Below are 16,525 nucleotides of genomic sequence, written 5' to 3' on the forward strand. Positions count from 1 at the left end.
CGTTCACTTACACCATCGGCGGCCTGGGCTTGGCGTTCAGCGATACGCTTTCGGGCGCTCTTGCCCGTGCAGCAGGCGAGAACGTCGGAAGCTACGCCATCGGCCAGGGGACCATAGCGGCGTCGTCCAATTACACGCTCACCTTCACGGCGGGCACGACCTTCGCCGTCACGCAGCGGCCTATCACCGTGACGGCGGATTCCGGTCAGTCGAAGATCTACGGCCACGCCGACCCGGCGTTCGCTTACACCATCGGCGGCTTGGGCTTGGCGTTTAGCGATACGCTTTCGGGCGCGCTGACCCGCGCAGCCGGAGAGAACGTCGGAAGCTACGCCATCGGCCAGGGCACCATAGCGGCGTCCTCCAACTACGCGCTCACCTTCACGCCCGGAAGCACATTCGCGGTCACGCCGCGAGCGATTGCGGTCACGGCGGACACAGGCCAGGCCAAGGTGTACGGCAACGCTGACCCGGTGTTCGCTTACGCGATCAGCTCGGGCACGCTCGTGGGAAGCGACGCGTTCTCCGGCACCCTCGACAGAGCGACAGGCGAGAACGTCGGAACGTATTCCATTGCGCTGGGTTCGCTCACGCTCGGTCCAAACTATACCCTGACGGTTACGCCGGGCACGACCTTCGCCGTGACGCAGCGGCCGATCACCGTGGCGGCAAACGGAGGTCAGTCGAAGGTCTACGGCAACGCCGACCCGGTGTTCGCTTACGCAATCAGCTCCGGCTCGCTGGTGGGGAGCGATGCGTTCTCGGGCGACCTGTCGCGATCGGCAGGCGAGAATGTCGGCAGCTATGCTATCGAGCAGGGCTCGCTGGATCTTGGCGGGAAATACAGCCTCACCTTCACGCCGGGCACCACATTCGCGGTCACGCAGCGACCGATCACCGTGACGGCAAACGCCGGTCAGTCGAAGGTCTACGGCAACGCCGACCCGGTGTTCGCTTACGCCATCGGAGGCCTGGGCTTGGCGTTTAGCGATACGCTTTCGGGCGCGCTGACCCGCGCAGCCGGAGAGAACGTCGGAAGCTACGCCATCGGTCAGGGAACCATAGCGGCGTCCTCCAATTACACGCTCACCTTCACGGCGGGCACGACCTTCGCCGTCACGCAGCGGCCTATCACCGTGACGGCGGATTCCGGTCAGTCGAAGATCTACGGCCACGCCGACCCGGCGTTCGCTTACACCATCGGCGGCATGGGGATGGCGTTCAGCGATGCGCTTTCGGGCGCGCTGACCCGCGCAACTGGAGAGGACGCCGGAAGTTACGCCATCGGCCAGGGCACGATAGCGGCGTCCTCCAACTACGCGCTCACCTTCACGCCCGGAACCACATTCGCGGTCACGCCGCGGCCCATCACCGTGACTGCCGACACAGGCCAGTCCAAGGTCTACGGCAACGCCGATCCGGTGTTCACCTATCACATCAGCTCGGGCACGCTCGTGGGAAGCGAGGCGTTCTCAGGAGTACTGGATCGCGTTTCTGGCGAGAACGTCGGGACGTATGGCATCGGCGCAGGCTCCTTGGCGCTGAGCGCCAACTACACGCTGAGCTTCGTTCCGGGCACCTCATTCGCGATCACACCGCGGCCCGTGACGGTTGCTGCAAACGCGGGTCAAACCAAGATCTACGGCAACGCCGACCCTGTTCTCGCGTATGCGATCAGCTCCGGCTCGCTGGTGGGGAGCGATGCGTTCTCGGGCGACCTGTCGCGAGCGGCAGGCGAGAATGTCGGCAGCTATGCTATCGAGCAGGGCTCGCTGGATCTTGGCGGGAACTACAACCTCACCTTCACGCCGGGCACGACATTCGCCATCACGCCGCGCTCGCTCACTGTCACGGCGTTGAATGTCACGCGCGTCAACGATGGCGTCGCATTCTACGGTGGCAACGGCGTGAGCTACGCCGGCCTCGCCGTTTGGGACACGCCGTCGGTCCTGGGGGGCACGCTCGTTTACGGCGGAAGCGCCCAGGGTTCTCACAAGACCGGGAGCTACGACATCACGGTCTCCGGCCTGTCATCGGGCAACTATACGATCGGCTACATGCCCGGCATGCTCGTCATCGATCCCAAGCCCCCGTCAGGTCCGAGCCTGAGTTCGATGACGCCGCAAACACTTGTGGCTGGCCAAACAATGGAACGGTGGAGCAGCGACAAGACTTCGCCTCTCTTCCCAGTCGAATTCAACAATCAGGTCGCCGCCGACGAAGATAGTGAAAACGACTGAAAGCAGCTCGCCCGAGTGAACGTCCGTTTGGGCAGTGAGGCATGGTGAGGTGAGGGGCTTTTGCTACGATGCCGCTTGTCTCATCCGCGCGGCAACGCTTGCAGGCTATTTGACTTCGAGAAGATAGAGCGCCCAGACCCACGTCGCTTCCACCTCCTGCGAGACCGCTTTTCCGTCTGTGCCGTGGATCAGCCAGACCGGGCCGCGCCCGCCGATCGACAAAGGCACCCCGTCGGCGCTGACCGCCAGGATCCAGTCGTGTGAGGCCATCTCCTCCGGCGTCAGCTCGACGTTGTAGCCGTCGAGCGCGGTCGCCGCGATCGTGGCATCCGGGGCGACGCCGGCTGCAGCCAACGCGTCGCGCAACCGCGGTCCTTCGAGTTCGATCTTCCCCGGCCAGCCTTCGACGTTGGTTGAAATTTTGGTTTGCGGCAGGGCAGCGAGAGCGGAGAGCGTGAAGGCAAAAGCCTTCGCAAACGTCTTTTCCTTATGCATCAGGAACGCGTCGCGGAACGGGTCGAGCGCCCCGCGATTTGGATGCGAAATCTCGCCCGTGATGGTCAGGATCGATGGTTCTGGCCCAGCGGAGGCGTTCGATGCTCCACCGATCAGCAGCGCGAAAGCGGCCATCGCGACCGAAAGAAACTTCTGCACCCGTGCCTCCTCAGATCACAGTTCCTTACGACTCCAGTCGCGAAGCAAACACCTTGCTGTTCGACGTACCCCAGCCTAGCAGACAATTGCGAAGTCGATCACGGCCTTCGTCACGCTTGGCTGCCAGAGATGCTCGGTTTGAGGCCGTAGGCGGCGGCGATGAGCGTGGCCACGCCGGCGACCACAGCCACCGCAATGTAGCCGAAGGCCGCTGCCACCCACGCGACAATGCCGAGGCAGATCACGTAGAGAATTGCGACGGCGCCTCTACGCGGCTCTTTCCGGAAGGCGAGATAGGCCGCGCTCCCCAGCAGCGGGAGAAAGAGCACGAGATCGACGCGGATGTTGCAATCTGTATCGCACAGGGTGCCGTTGGCCACATAGTACTCGTAGACGGAGTAGGCCCCCCACAAGACCGCGGCTAGGATTCCGGCAGGCCGCGGCCGCTGCACCGCCGCCACCACAAAGTAGAGGGCCATTGCCCCCGCCGCGATCGCAAACGCGTACATGCCTCGTCTCCAGTCAAACGCCAGCGGAACCCAGAATTGTTCGTGCCCAGCCCCGTCGCACAAGCGGGAGGTATTGCTTGCTTTGTTTAAAGCCTTTAGTCCGTCGCGAGGAGCCATAAGTTAACGCCGGATCAACAGTGACCTCTGCCAAGGGAGTCTTCAGATGACGCGGTACCTGATCTCGTTCGACGATGGCACGATGAAGATCCCCGAGGAGGAGTTGGAAGCCGTGGGTGAGGCAGCTCACGCGGTCGTCCACGCCGCGCAGGAGGCAGGAGTATGGATCTTTGGCGGCGGGGTGCAAAGGCAGAGGGCGAGCATTGTGGCCACCGATGGAACGGTTTCTGACGGCCCGTTCCCGGAGACAAAAGCCGTTATAGGCGGGTTCGTCATTCTCGATGTGCCGTCACACGCTGCCGCGCTGGAGTGGGCTGCCAAGTTCGCTGTCGCTTGCCGCTGCGCGCAGGAGGTCCGGGAGATCATGTTCGACCCACTCGTCTGATGGCGGAGCCCGTGATGCCGCAGAACGACGCGAGGGGGGTGACCTTCCGACAATCGCGTCTCTACGGGACTCGCGAAATTTCGGCTTTATGCTAGGCATGCGCTCCCCCCATGTGGCATGCGAGATGGAGAGAAAATGAAGCAAGGCATGCTGTCCCCATGAAGCGACGCTTCGTACCGGGGGCCTTCCAGCTCAAAGTACTTCGGTCGCACAGTGGCCGGGGTCTTTTCGCCCAAGAACGCATACCCAAGGGATCATGCGTCATCGAATACTTCGGGCGGCCCGCCACGGCCAAACAGATCAAGGAGAACCGCGGGAAATATCTCTTCTGGACAAGCAACGAGAGCATGATCGACGGCAATATACCGGCAAATACGGCTCGCTTCATCAATCACTCGTGCGCACCGAATTGCGAGATCGTTCTCAGCAAACGTCGCATTTATGTCTTCGCGCTCCGCGCGATCGAGCTTGGCGAAGAGCTATCTTACGACTACGGCGAGGAGTATTTCGAGATACATCTCGCAGGAGCCTGCCGCTGCGCAAAGTGTTCCAGGTAACGAACACCGATGCCGCCGTAGAAGGCGCATGAGTCGCGCTTCCACCGGCATCTTCCCATTGCCAATTTCCGGAGAGGCTCGTGGAAGGCAGACCTGTTGCCGCTCGCCGCGCGCAGATGACGATCCTGCTGGGGCTGCGCGCTTTGCATGCCAACCCTGGAGGCGCCAGGGCCGGCGACCGGCGGGAGCAGGGCTCGTCATCGCATGCGAATAAGGCGGCGGTGTCCGCCGCGCTTCGCATTGACTGCCCCGTTAGCTTGCTACGACAAGCTTTTTCATGAGATGCAGATTGCCCTCCAGTTCCTCGAGACGCTGCTCGAGGACGTCGCGCATGCCGACCATGCCGACCACCTTTCCGCTGTCGACGACGGGAACGTGCCGAATATGGCATTCGCCCATCTGGCGCACCACGTCGTAAACGCGATCATTCAGTGAGCAGGTTATGACCTTCCTTGTCATGAGCGCGCCCACGGTCATCTCGTGAAGATTGCTTCGATGCAGCGAGAGCGCATAGGCGATGTCGCGCTCGGAGATAATTCCGGCGATGGAAGTGCCATCGTCGCTGACGACCATTGCGCCGACCCGCTCTTTCTGCAGCTTCCTTGAAAGAGATCCGATCGTTTCGTCGCTCTTGATGGTGTGTACCGGCTTTTTGGAAATGATATCGGAAACCTTGGAAATGCGTCGCTTCATCGGGCCTTCTCCCTTGCGTTTTATGTGATTGGTGCTGACTGGGCTCATGACTGAGGTCCTCAGCCGCGAGCGATGGCGTAATCGCGTAATACGTTTGCCTCCAGCTCGAGTTCGCCAAGCCTGTGCTTCAAGACGTCACCGATGCTGATCACGCCAATCAAACGATTGCCATCGCGGACCGGAAGATGGCGGATGCGCCGCTGCGTCATCACGCTCATGACCTGTGCGATGCTGTCACGCGGTCCGCACGTAATGACGGAACGGGTCATGAGATCGGCAACCGGGATGGCGTAGAGGCCTGCGCCATGAGCGGCGAGGCCGAACGCAATGTCGCGCTCGGAAATGATCCCGTCGAGGGACCAGCCGTCGTCGCTGACGACCAGAGCGCCGACCCGCTCACTCTTGAGCCGCTTGGCGACACACATTGCTGTTTCGTCGGATCGCGCGGTTTTTACCTCGCCGCCCTTATGCTTCAAGATGTCGGAGACCAACATGGTTCACCTCATTTTGCAGGAATGCGCTCGCAGGAGAAAAAATATCCGAGGGGTAGAGAAGCCGGCATTGCATGCTGTGCACGTCGCGGATGTAGGAAAGCAGGTCACGGGGAGGCGCACAGTCCCAACGGTTGAGAAGGAAGCTGAATGCGTCCGCGATGGATGTTGTGAGGCCTAGGTTGCGCGGCGACGTGATGTCGTCCATCCGAGGGTAGAGACCCCAGGTCATGAGCCCCGCGATCCCGGCCGCGCGCGCCTCCGCGAGGCTCGGAGCCGAGCTTTCCACGACGAGACAGCGACGCATGTCCATATCGAGCGCGGTGGCAATATTCGAATATGTGCTGGGCCCATTTTTCATGTCGCAATGCGGCTTGAGCGCGATAATCTCTATCGCTCCGCTCAACTCGGCTGGCAGCCGCGTTTCAAGAAGCGTGCGGCAGTTCTCGCTATCGTCGCGCGCCATGATCGCGAGGGTAATCCCCTCTCTTGCGGCCGCATGTAGAAACGGTGCGATGCCGGCGCGAAGTTGCACGCGCCGATGCGCAAAGCGGTCGCGCAATAGAGACGCGTGCCGCCGTTCCATGGCGGCAATCATGTTGGACAAATCGCCGAGATGTCGCGGGCGCACGACGCGTTCTCTGAGGAACGCCTCGATGAGGGCACTGGCGGCCAGCTCCTGGCCGCGGGAATCTCTGAGGAGCTGAGCGTAGCAGGCTCGGTCCCAATGCCACCCGACGCCCGCTTCGGAAAACACGTCGTTGAATACTTCGCGCCGCGCTTCATGCGTCTCCGCGATAACTCCATCAAGGGCGAAGATTATTGTCCCGAGCGTCATGTGCGGCCCTTTTCCCGTTCGGTTGCCTCAATTGGCGAAGCGCTGATGCCATTCGAGACGAGAAAGCTGGAGAGCGATCGCAGTGCGCGATTTGGACGTCCAATTTGGCTGACAACATGGACGGACAGGGGTACGCTCACACCTGTCAAGTTGGTGCGACTGGGCGGGCTCGTGAATTTCAAATTGCTTTGTAGCGATGAAAGAAAAACTTAGAGGGCCGTTTCAGCGAAATGCCACCTTGAAACAACTGCGCGTTCTTGCTGCAGTTGCGAATGGCGGAAAAATCACGGGCGCAGCCAATCAGTTAGGAGTGACGGCTCCGGCCGTCGCCCTTCAGCTCAAGATGCTCGAGCAGAGCGTCGGATTGCCCCTCTTTGATCGCGCTCAAGCAGGCATGCGACCAACCGACGCTGGGAAATGCGCTCTGCAGTTACATGCCCGGATCGAGGCTGCGCTGGAAGAATGCGATGACATGGTGCGCGCCTTGAAGGGGCTTGAGAGCGGCAAGGCCTCACTCGGTGTCGTGAGCACAACCAAGTATTTTGCGCCCATCGCCTTGGCTGCATTCGCCCGCGACAACCCAAACGTCCAACTCGAATTGCTTGTCGGGAACCGGCAAGAGACGATTGCAGCGCTTGAATGCTTCAAGGTCGACATGGCGATCATGGGCCGGCCGCCGGAAACCGTGGCGCTTGAGAAGCAGGAAATTGGTGACCACCCGCACGTCATTGTCGCCGCGCCAGCTCATCGCTTCGTATCCGCGAAGGGAATTCCCCTAAGGGCGCTCGCTGACGAGACGTTTCTTTTGCGTGAGCCCGAGTCCGGCACGCGCATTCTTAACGATCACATCTTCGCAAAGGCCGATGTAGCGCCGCGGCTTGCGATGGAGTTCGGCAGCAACGAGACCATCAAGCAGGCGGTGATGGCCGGGCTCGGCGTGGCGTTCATTTCGGCCCACACCGTCGCTGCTGAAATTGCGGAGGGACGTCTTGTCGTATTGGACGTCCGGGGGCTGCCGGTCGTCAGGAAGTGGTACCTTCTTCGTCCGAAGGCAAAGAAGCTTCTTCCGGCAGGCACTGCGCTTTGGAAATTCCTGGTGAGCAACGCCAGGGATTTCCTGCCCGACGTTTCGGTGCTCATTCCCCGCGCCAGCCGGCACGCCAGAACGGCTCGCAGCCGGCAAACTTGATCAGGGCTCTCTTTGCGGATCGGAGCTTGTGCTCATGCGCAGCCGCAAATCCGCGATGTGTGCCACGAGAGAAGCAAAAAGAAAGAGAGCGACGATCGTCCAGTCTTGTCCGGCCAGTGCCGCGCGAAGAGCAAGCAGGAGCCCCAGCCCCGGCATTAGGACGCTCACTGCGCCGCGCAGAGACAATCCGACACCGGTTCGCGACTTCGCGAGAACCAGCAGCACGCCTTCCACGGCCATGAAGAGAAGGATCAGGTCGACGATCCGGCCGCTGTCGAAAAGATCCTGCATCGGTTCACCCAAACGGACCGTTCAATTGCACGACCCTGTAATTGAGGAATGCGGCGAAAGCCACCCACGCGAGATAGGGTAGTAGGAGCAGGCTTGCCAGGCGGGAATAGCGTCCGATAACGACAATCGGCACTAGGATCGAAATCCAGAGGATCGCGACCTCGAAGAGCGCCCAATCCGGCCGTTGCGCGGTGAAGAACAGACCGCTCCAAAGCACGTTGAGGACACCGTTGGCCGCAAACATTGCGATCACCCACTCTCGATCGGCGTCAGTCGGCGCATCGCGCCAGGCAATGGCTGCGGAGAGTGCAGCAAGCGCGAATATGATCGTCCACGCGGGTGCGAAAGCCCATCCGGGCGGCTGCCAGGCCGGTTTCGTCAATCCCTGGTACCAGGGACCGGTATCCGTCATGCTGCCGCCGAGGAATGCGATGACGAGCGCGGCCGACCCTGCCGCGAGGACAGGAAGCCAGAGACTGGATCGTGTCACGGCGACACCACCCCGAAAAGGTGCGCAAGATCCTTGAAGAATATCCGCACGTGGGCGAGGGGTTCGCGACGAACAAGCCGCTTGTTCATGTAGGCCTCCCAGGTTAGCCGCTGGACATCGCGGTCCTGACACATGGTAACAAAGCGCTCGCGCCGCTTCTCGTTCCCGTACCAATACTTCTGCATGATACCGAGGATCCAGAACACGCGGCCGTGCACGCCCATGAAGCGCCGGCGCGCGCTTCGGAGCGCTCTCGCGTCGCCCGTAGCGAGGAACATGGCGGCGGCATCGGCGGCCAGACGCCCGCCCGTCATTGCATAGTAGATGCCTTCCCCCGAAGCCGGTGCGACGACGCCCGCGGCGTCTCCTGCCAAGACGACGTCGCGACCGTTGTCCCAGCGTCGGAGCGGGCGAAGCGGAATGGGAGCCCCTTCTTTTCGGATGGTTTCGGTCGCCGCCAGGCCGGTTCTTTCGCGCAGCGTTCCGACCGCGCTCCGCAATGAGAAGCCTTTGTTGGCGCTGCCCGTTCCGATGCTGGCGGTGGTCCCGTGCGGGAAGACCCACGCATAGAAATCCGGCGAGTAGGCGCTCTGATAGTAGATGTCGCAACGCGCGCCGTCGTAGTTCGAACCGTGGACCGCGCGCAGTCCATCCGGAACCTTGACGATCTCGTGGTAGGCGAAGACATAGCGAATGCGGTCTGCTCCGGGCACGGTCTGCCGCGCGACCGCCGACAAGGCACCGTCTGCGCCAACGACGCATCGCGCGCGGACGGTTGTTGTTTCTTCGTGACCCTCCTCGTGGCGGCTTCGATAGGTGATGAGAGGCGCGCCGTCCTCGCTGCGCGAGAAGGCCAGGAATGTTCCACTGCGGCGCTCTGCGCCGGACGTCCGCGCGCGTTCCCGCAGCCACTCGTCGAACACGTCGCGATCCACCATCCCGACGTACCCGTTGGCATCGATCGGCATCTCGACCTTGCGCGCGCTGGGAGCGAAAATCCGCGCACCTCCGACCTTCGCAACGATCAGATGATCGGGAATCTCGAATTCGGCGATGAGCTTGGGCGGCACGGCGCCGCCGCAGGGCTTGATCCGTCCGGCGCGATCCAGGAGCAGCACCGAATAGCCCGCGCGTGCGAGGTCGGTTGCGGCTGTCGCGCCGGACGGTCCACCTCCCACGACGACGACATCGAATGCCTCATGAATGCTGGCCATGGCTTCACCCCCGTCCAGATTGAAACGCGACGCTTGCCTTGATCGGTGGTTTGCCCTGAGCGCGTTCCTCCCTGCGAGCAAGCCGCGCCGCCAAAACGGCCGACACGATGAACAGCAGAGCCTCCGCTGCGAACACGAGCGCATAGGCGCTTGCAGGCTCGGAAATCAAAAGGCGCGCCACGTCGACGGAAGCTGTGCCAGCCAATCCGCCGAGGCCAAACGCAATACCTTGTGCGGCGCCCCAAAGCCCCACGCGGATGCCTTCCTTGCGCTCTCCGCCGGAGGACGCTAGCTCCATCATCGAGCCGATGGCAGCAACGGCGAACGCGCCATTAGCCGCGCCGAGCGCGAACACATTGGCGGAGAGCGGCCAGGAATCGCCCGCGCTGGCGCCGAACGACAAACCGGCCAGCGCGAAAGCCGAAGCGATGCAGCCCCCGATGCACCAGGAGCGTAAGCTCCCCACGCCGCGGCGGGCCGCATACGTGCCGAGCGTGCCCGTCAGAAGCATGCCGACGAGAACTCCTGCATGCTGCACACCGGAAAGCTTGGTCGATTCCCCCGGCGTGTAGCCGAAGACATGCCCGGCGAACGGTTCGAGGATGAGATCCTGGGCGCTATAGGCCAGCATAGAAACGAACACAAAAATCGTGAATGCGCGGGCTTGGTGGTCGGCCCACACATCTGCCAGAGCGCGCTTGAAGGAAGAAACGGTAGCGTTTGGAGCCGCCGGTCTCGCCTCGACAACGTGGCCATCGGCAGGCTCGAGCCGCCAGAGCGCAATCAAAGTTACGGAAATTGCGATCATCGCTACGCCCGCCGTGACAGCGATGAGGCGAGGTGGCGAGTAGGGATCGAGCAGATTTCCGGCACAGATCGTCGTGAACACGATCCCGGCGATCATCATCATCCAGGTGACCATGGCCGCACCGGCCCGTTTCGCGGGATCGGTTGCCGTCGCGAGCAGCGCAAGGAGCGTTGTCCCGGCGGCTCCGACACCTGCGCCGATGAGCAGGAACGCCAGAACCGCGGCGAGTACACCGGCGGTCAGAGACACCCCCATGAGAGCGGTCGCCCCGGCCGCTGCGATTGCGCCGATTGCCAGCACCAGCATACCGGCGATGAGCCAGGGGGTGCGGCGCGCGCCTCGATCGGAGCCATGCCCGAACGCGGGCCTCAGAAGCTGGGTCGCATAATGCAATCCGACCAGCGCTCCCGGTAGTATGGCTGGCAAGGCGAGTTCGACCACCATCACGCGGTTCATCGTCGACGTGGTCAGAACCACGATCGATCCCAGTGCGGCCTGAACAAGACCCAATCGCGCGATGCCGAACCAGCCGAGCTTTTGATGGCTCATGGCGAACCTCCCGGGAACGCGCGGAGCGCAAACGCTGTGACGAGCATGCCTGTGACGTAAAGGCTAACGCCAGTCGCGTTGTACCAAGGGGCCAGAGCGCGAGGATCTTTGAGCAGTTTCCTCATCAGGAACACTTGGAAGGCGAGCGAAGCCAGGACGATCGCGGCATGGACGGGACGATCCCATGCCACCAGCAGGCCGACGACGATGGCCTGCGGCACGGCCATCACGATGCACGCGAAGCGAGCGGCGCGATCGGCGCCGAGTTGAACGGGCAGCGAGCGGACGCCGCACCTCTTGTCCCCTTCGATCGACTTGAAGTCGTTCAGGGTCATGATGCCGTGTGCGCCGATGCTGTAGAGTGCCGCAACGGCAAAGACGCGCCAGTTGGGAAGAGCCCCGGCCATGACAGCCGCGCCGGTGATCCACGGCAAGCCTTCGTAGCAGGCGCCCACCGCCGCATTTCCCCACCATCCGTTCCGCTTCAGGCGAAACGGCGGCGCGCTGTAGGCCCACGCGAGTGCAAGCCCGATCGCCGCAGCGATGAGAACCTCAGTTCCCAGCAATGCCGCAACAGCAAGCGAAAGTGTCGTCCAGACGAGAGAGATATAGAAGCCCCAATCGCCGGGCACGCGACCAGATGGGATGGGTCTGCCTGGTTCATTGATCGCATCGACGTGCCGATCGTACCAGTCGTTCACAGCCTGGCTCGTGCCACACACGAGTGGACCTGTAAGAAGAATGCCCACCGCGATCAACGACCATCGGCCGTCGAGCGCTACGCCGGAACTCGTGACACCACATCCGAACGCCCACATCGGCGGAAACCAGGTGATGGGCTTGAGCAGCTCGAGCACGGCCGAAGCGGACGGTATCGGCGAGGTGGTTGTGTGGAATGCACGCTTCATAGTGTCAATCTATGATGACACTCGGCGTGACGAAAGCGAAAAGTGTCGAACAGCGCGCACACTTTCGTGCAGGCGCGCTTCGGCTGAATTCATGAAAATGGGAGTCGAGCGTGGTGGCGCTCAGTCCTGCTCGTCGTCGGTGAAATCGATACCGTGACGTCTCAGCTTCGAATAGAGGCTTTGGCGCGACAGCCCCAGAACCTCCGCCGCCGAAGCGCGATTGTCGCCTGTCAGCTCCAATGCTGCTTCGATGCAGAGCTTCTCGATGACATCTGTCGTTTCGCGCACGAGCTCCTTGAGCGAGACGCGGCCGACAAGACCGGTGAGCTGCTCCACTGAGCGCGGAAGCTCTTTCTTACCCTTTGCCCTCGGGAATTCTTGTCGATTGACCCGGCGAATGGTGAACCCATAGCAGGGGTGCTCGCCGGTCAGCACCGACACAGCCGATATCTCGACATCCTCATAGGAGCCGAATTGGCCGCGAAGGACCGTTGCGAAGTTCTGGACGGCGCCATGTTCGCGCACCGCGGTCGTGAGCGCGTTGACGTCGACACCCGAACGGCCCACCCAGCGATCGAAAAGCTCGCCCTTCGCCTGTTCTTCAGTGGCGAGCTGGACCATGTCGAGGAACGCGGCGTTCACCTTCAGGATCCGGCGGTCGAGATCGGTGACGACGAAGCCGTCTGGCAAATTCTCGACCACCGAGAACAGCTTCGAGACGCCTTTCGGCGCGGTCGCGCCGTCCGCTCGGGACAAGCGAACGAGGAAGTGGGCGCTGGTGTCCTGGCGGAATAGCGACGCAGAGACGAGGCAATCCGTCTTTTCACCATTCAGCTTGACGCTCACCTCGTCCCCGCTGCCGGCCGTGCGCACGGCGGACAGGTGTGCCTGGACCCGTTTGCTCCCTTCGGCGTCGAAAAGTTCGAGGAAATTCCTGCTCGTCAGGCGCTTCGCCGTCTTGTTGAGGAGCTGTGCTGATGCCGGGTTGGCTTCTACGATTTTGAGACTAGTCGAATCCACGATCAGCACCGGCTCGGAGGCGATCTGGAACAACAGCCGGTAGCGAGTTTCGGCATGCCTCAGGCGCGCGTATTCGCGCTCCATCGATTGTTGCGCCTCGACGAGGCGCTGCTGCAACGCAGCGACAGGTCGCAAATCGCGGCCCACCGCGACGAGGCGCGCGCCAGGTCCGATACGCACGGCAGTATAGCGGATCGGGATATCGCCGCGCTTCGTGGGATGGTTGACTTGGCGCCAGCGCGGCACTTCGTTTGCTGCGTTATCCGCCAGCAATTCTTCAATCTTTTGACGGCTTTCCGTCGTTACCGTATCGACCCATGGCCGACCGACCCATTTTTCGAATCCTTCCTTGGCGAGTTCGTCGTTGCCGCACGCGACATCGCGAATGACGCCCTTGGGATCGACCACGAGCGCAATATCCGCCGCTGCCGCTATAAGCTTAGCGGCTATTTCGGCGTCCAGATCTCCCAGAGTTCTTTTGGGGGTCCGGAACACGACTCCTGGATCTCGAGCAAACACAGGGCCAATCCCCACACCAAAGACATCATCGTACTTGGTGGGTTATCAACTTCAGACAGCTTTTGTGTCAAGAAGACTTGATAGTTGACGCGTCGCCGTATGTGCATCCGTTGCCATGCCGTCCGCACCCACGACCCTCGCGAGATCGGGTTGCGCCAGGAACAAGCGTCCGCCGACGACGATCTGGCATCTGGGATCGGCGGTGGCGCGGCGCAGGTTCTTGATGAACGACTTCAAATCGTCTGGGGCGGTATCGCAGGAAGCCGAGATCCCGATCAAACGGAAAGGCGCGCTGCCCGCGATATCGACAAGGTCTTGTCTGCAATTGGGAATGTCGCCGCAGACAGCCCATCCGTCCCGGCGGAAAAACTCCTGCAACATCGACACGCCAAACGTATGCTGGTCTCCCGGCATCGCAGCCAGCAGAGCCTGTGGGCTTCGGCGGCTGACGCGTGTGTCGGCTTGAAAATCGGGCGCCAGCTCGCGCAGTATTTGCTGCAGGCGCGAAGTGGCGATTGTAACTGTGGCGAAATCCGCCGTGTCGTCCACCCACCGTTCCCCGAGAAGACGGGCCGCTGGTGTCAGCAGATTCAAGAAAATCTCGGCGATCGATACGCCTCGCGCTCTTATTCGGCGGACGTGCGCAAGAGACAGGCTCACGCTCTCGCCCGAGACCAGCCGCACCATCTCGGCGATTTCCAAAGCGCTGGGTCGAGGCAGATCTCCCGCTAATGTCTCGGAAGATATCGGCAATATGTCTGAAGAAGAATAGTGGCCCAGCATGAGCCGCGGAACGATCTCTCGTTCGACCGTGTCCTTGAGCACGCGCCGGCGGCTTTCGGTCCAAGGTGATTTGCGGGCACGGGATAGAATGGGCACTGGGCTCTTCCAGCCACTTTCACTATGCGCGATCGGCCACCGCTCGAACTCGACGAGATGCCGTGTGCTGGACATTTATCCCTCCCCCATAGCCGAATACGAAATAACGCTTTGGCTTTGGCTCAGAGGTAGCGCCACGTCGCGTTACCGCTCTGGGTCATGCAGGCAGCAGGCTCGCCGCACGCTGCGTCAGTTAATCACACTTGACACTTCATGCGCAACTTCAATTGGACACAGAGTTGCCCCGTCCATAATTTTTGTAAAGATAAAATTACGTCCAAAATAGTTGACACTCTTTGTGTCCCGGCCGTATTCTGTCTCGACTGTGTGCACCCTTTTCGGGAGCTCGCGCGGGAGGGAAACGAGCGATGCCAAAATCGCCGAAGCCTCGGAGAACACCGCTTTACAGCGTAGCGGAGCGCGAGCGGAGAGATTCGTCCCCGTGGACGAAAGTTCAGGGTGTCCTGGCTATCGTGCAGTTCGCTGTTTTCCTTGTCAGCTTGTCACTGGTGCTCCGCTATCTCGCGACCGGTGACGGCTACTTGGCAGCGACGTTCTCCATCGTCACGAAGACCCTCGTGCTCTACGCGATCATGATCACGGGGTCGATCTGGGAGCGGGATGTCTTCGGTCAGTACCTGTTCGCTCCTGCCTTCTTCTGGGAAGACGTCGTCAGCATGCTCGTGCTGGCCCTCCACACCGCGTATTTGTTCGCTGTATTCACCCATTTCCTCGATGCACGGGGGCAGATGCTCCTCGCGCTCGCCGCTTACGCGACCTACGCGGTCAATGCGGCTCAGTTCCTTTGGAAATTGCGGTTGGCCCGGCTGGATGCGGGCATCCCATACACGCAGCCGATGACCGGAGGTGTTCGATGAGCTCCTCCTTCGGTCAGCAGGAATCAGGCGCGCCGACTCTGTCCAAGCCCGGATGCGACCGCACAATTCTTCGTGAGCGGGGCCAGCGTGAAGTCTTCTGCGGCCTGACTGGCATTGTCTGGCTGCATCGCAAGATTCAGGACGCCTTCTTCCTGGTCGTCGGATCGCGCACCTGCGCACACCTGATCCAGTCGGCAGCGGGTGTCATGATCTTTGCCGAGCCCCGCTTCGCAACGGCGATCCTGGACGATCGGGATCTTGCAGGGTTGGCGGATGCAAACGACGAGCTCGACCGGGTCGTGGCGCGCTTGCTCGAACGCCGCCCGGACATCAAGCTTCTGTTTCTGGTGGGCTCTTGCCCGTCGGAAGTGATCAAGCTCGACCTCGCGCGGGCGGCCCACCGTCTGACGCGCAGCTGCTCTCCCGCCGTGCGCATCCTCAACTATTCAGGCAGCGGCATCGAGACGACCTTTACGCAAGGCGAAGATGCCTGTTTGGCCTCGCTTGTGCCGGAGCTTCCGGAAGCAGGAACCCAAGAGCGATCGCTTCTCGTCGCAGGTGCGCTGTCCGACATCGTCGAGGATCAGTTTCGGCGCTTGTTCGAAGACCTTGGCATATCACCGGTGCACTTCCTGCCGCCGCGCCGCGCCGCAGACCTTCCACCTGTAGGGCCGGGGACGCATTGCCTCCTGGCACAGCCGTTCCTTTGCGATACCGCGCGCGCGCTCGAAGCCCGCGGCGCGAAGATCATTCCCGCGCTATTTCCGATCGGCTCCGAAGGCACGACGGAATGGCTGAAGGCCGCGGCCGACTGCTGGGGAATACGGCATGATCGCCTTGAGGCCGTTACGGCCCCTGGCCGGGCGCGGGCCGCCGCGGCGCTCGCGCGGCATCGGGCGAAGCTCGAGGGTAAGCGCATCTTCTTCTTCCCCGACTCTCAGCTTGAAGTGCCGCTTGCCCGTTTTCTTTGCCGCGAGCTTGGCATGAGGGCGACCGAGATCGGAACGCCGTATCTTCACAAGGATCATCTTGAAAGAGAGCTGGCACTACTTCCGGCGTCCGCCCGCATCAGCGAAGGCCAGGACGTCGAGCGGCAGCTCGACCGATGCCGTCAGGACGATCCCGATCTCGTCGTGTGCGGGCTCGGGCTTGCCAATCCGCTCGAAGCGGAAGGCATCACCACCAAATGGTCCATAGAGCTGCTGTTCACGCCCATCCAGGGTTACGACCAGGCAGGTGACGCCGCAGAGCTCTTTACCCGCCCGCTGTCACGGCGCGAAAGGCTGGAGGTCTAGC

18 protein-coding genes are annotated in these 16,525 nt (G+C 61.9%); 6 read left to right on the top strand and 12 right to left on the bottom strand.

The annotated features are described in order from the left end of the window. Positions 1–2,240, top strand: a 2,240-nt coding sequence (locus F812_RS26810) for an MBG domain-containing protein (protein WP_020086048.1), incomplete at its 5' end; no start/stop codon positions are given. Between the two features lie 105 nt (positions 2,241–2,345). Here the strand turns inward: F812_RS26810 and F812_RS0111085 are convergent. Next, positions 2,346–2,894 (bottom strand): putative pterin-binding protein, encoded by a 549-nt coding sequence (locus tag F812_RS0111085; protein WP_020086049.1) that lies wholly within the window; start codon positions 2,892–2,894, stop codon positions 2,346–2,348. 110 nt (positions 2,895–3,004) lie between these two features. Further along, positions 3,005–3,403 carry a hypothetical protein gene (locus tag F812_RS0111090; protein WP_020086050.1) on the bottom strand — a complete coding sequence of 133 codons (399 nt, stop codon included), beginning with the start codon at positions 3,401–3,403 and terminating at the stop codon, positions 3,005–3,007. 163 nt (positions 3,404–3,566) lie between these two features. On the opposite strand from F812_RS0111090, the gene F812_RS0111095 reads away from it, so the two are divergent. Beyond that, positions 3,567–3,905 (top strand): YciI family protein, encoded by a 339-nt coding sequence (locus F812_RS0111095; protein ID WP_020086051.1) that lies wholly within the window; start codon positions 3,567–3,569, stop codon positions 3,903–3,905. Positions 3,906–4,063: 158 nt separating this feature from the next. Further along, complete coding sequence (locus F812_RS0111100) at positions 4,064–4,462, top strand: SET domain-containing protein (RefSeq protein ID WP_020086052.1); 399 nt, start codon at positions 4,064–4,066, stop codon at positions 4,460–4,462. A 252-nt stretch (positions 4,463–4,714) separates the two neighbouring features. Here F812_RS0111100 and F812_RS23540 read toward each other — a convergent pair whose 3' ends face one another. The 3 genes from F812_RS23540 to F812_RS0111115 are packed head-to-tail and all read right to left on the bottom strand — an operon-like array spanning position 4,715 to position 6,484. Continuing rightward, entirely contained in the window at positions 4,715–5,155 is a 441-nt protein-coding gene (locus F812_RS23540) for a CBS domain-containing protein (RefSeq protein WP_020086053.1), read from the bottom strand. A gap of 59 nt (positions 5,156–5,214) precedes the next feature. Continuing rightward, positions 5,215–5,649 carry a CBS domain-containing protein gene (locus F812_RS0111110; RefSeq protein ID WP_026868046.1) on the bottom strand — a complete coding sequence of 145 codons (435 nt, stop codon included), beginning with the start codon at positions 5,647–5,649 and terminating at the stop codon, positions 5,215–5,217. Further along, entirely contained in the window at positions 5,621–6,484 is an 864-nt protein-coding gene (locus F812_RS0111115) for an HAD family hydrolase (protein ID WP_020086055.1), read from the bottom strand. The genes F812_RS0111110 and F812_RS0111115 overlap by 29 nt, the downstream gene beginning before the upstream one ends. A 238-nt stretch (positions 6,485–6,722) precedes the next feature. Between F812_RS0111115 and F812_RS0111120 the strand changes: the two genes are divergently transcribed. Beyond that, positions 6,723–7,673, top strand: coding sequence for a LysR family transcriptional regulator (locus F812_RS0111120; protein WP_198011183.1), 951 nt, complete (start codon positions 6,723–6,725; stop codon positions 7,671–7,673). Here the strand turns inward: F812_RS0111120 and F812_RS23545 are convergent, their stop codons facing one another. The 7 genes from F812_RS23545 to F812_RS23550 all read right to left on the bottom strand — a co-directional run bounded on the left by F812_RS23545 (position 7,674) and on the right by F812_RS23550 (position 14,426). Then, on the bottom strand, positions 7,674–7,964 hold the full coding sequence (locus tag F812_RS23545) for a hypothetical protein (RefSeq protein ID WP_020086057.1): 291 nt from the start codon (positions 7,962–7,964) through the stop codon (positions 7,674–7,676). It abuts the gene before it with no gap. Positions 7,965–7,968: 4 nt separating this feature from the next. Further along, a complete protein-coding gene (locus F812_RS0111130; protein ID WP_020086058.1) occupies positions 7,969–8,454 on the bottom strand; it encodes a TspO/MBR family protein in 486 nt (161 codons plus the stop codon). Continuing rightward, a complete protein-coding gene (locus F812_RS0111135) occupies positions 8,451–9,668 on the bottom strand; it encodes a geranylgeranyl diphosphate reductase (RefSeq protein WP_020086059.1) in 1,218 nt (405 codons plus the stop codon). The genes F812_RS0111130 and F812_RS0111135 overlap by 4 nt, the downstream gene beginning before the upstream one ends. Positions 9,669–9,672: 4 nt before the next feature. Next, positions 9,673–11,025, bottom strand: coding sequence for a BCD family MFS transporter (locus F812_RS0111140; protein WP_020086060.1), 1,353 nt, complete (start codon positions 11,023–11,025; stop codon positions 9,673–9,675). Continuing rightward, complete coding sequence (gene chlG / locus F812_RS0111145; protein WP_020086061.1) at positions 11,022–11,933, bottom strand: chlorophyll synthase ChlG; 912 nt, start codon at positions 11,931–11,933, stop codon at positions 11,022–11,024. Before chlG ends, F812_RS0111140 begins: the two co-directional genes overlap by 4 nt. Positions 11,934–12,053: 120 nt before the next feature. Then, entirely contained in the window at positions 12,054–13,415 is a 1,362-nt protein-coding gene (ppsR, locus tag F812_RS0111150) for a transcriptional regulator PpsR (RefSeq protein ID WP_425337467.1), read from the bottom strand. A gap of 108 nt (positions 13,416–13,523) precedes the next feature. After that, positions 13,524–14,426: a cobalamin B12-binding domain-containing protein gene (locus F812_RS23550; RefSeq protein WP_083929166.1), complete on the bottom strand. Its 903-nt coding sequence runs from the start codon at positions 14,424–14,426 to the stop codon at positions 13,524–13,526. 293 nt (positions 14,427–14,719) lie between these two features. Here F812_RS23550 and bchF point away from each other — a divergent pair, with 293 nt between their 5' ends. Together bchF and F812_RS0111165 are read left to right on the top strand one after the other, a co-directional pair. After that, entirely contained in the window at positions 14,720–15,229 is a 510-nt protein-coding gene (gene bchF, locus F812_RS23555) for a 2-vinyl bacteriochlorophyllide hydratase (protein ID WP_020086064.1), read from the top strand. Further along, positions 15,226–16,524: a ferredoxin:protochlorophyllide reductase (ATP-dependent) subunit N gene (locus F812_RS0111165; RefSeq protein ID WP_020086065.1), complete on the top strand. Its 1,299-nt coding sequence runs from the start codon at positions 15,226–15,228 to the stop codon at positions 16,522–16,524. The genes bchF and F812_RS0111165 overlap by 4 nt, the downstream gene beginning before the upstream one ends. Position 16,525: the final 1 nt, after the last annotated feature.

The sequence above is a fragment of the Hyphomicrobium zavarzinii ATCC 27496 genome (assembly GCF_000383415.1).
GTDB classification, from domain to species: domain Bacteria; phylum Pseudomonadota; class Alphaproteobacteria; order Rhizobiales; family Hyphomicrobiaceae; genus Hyphomicrobium_C; species Hyphomicrobium_C zavarzinii.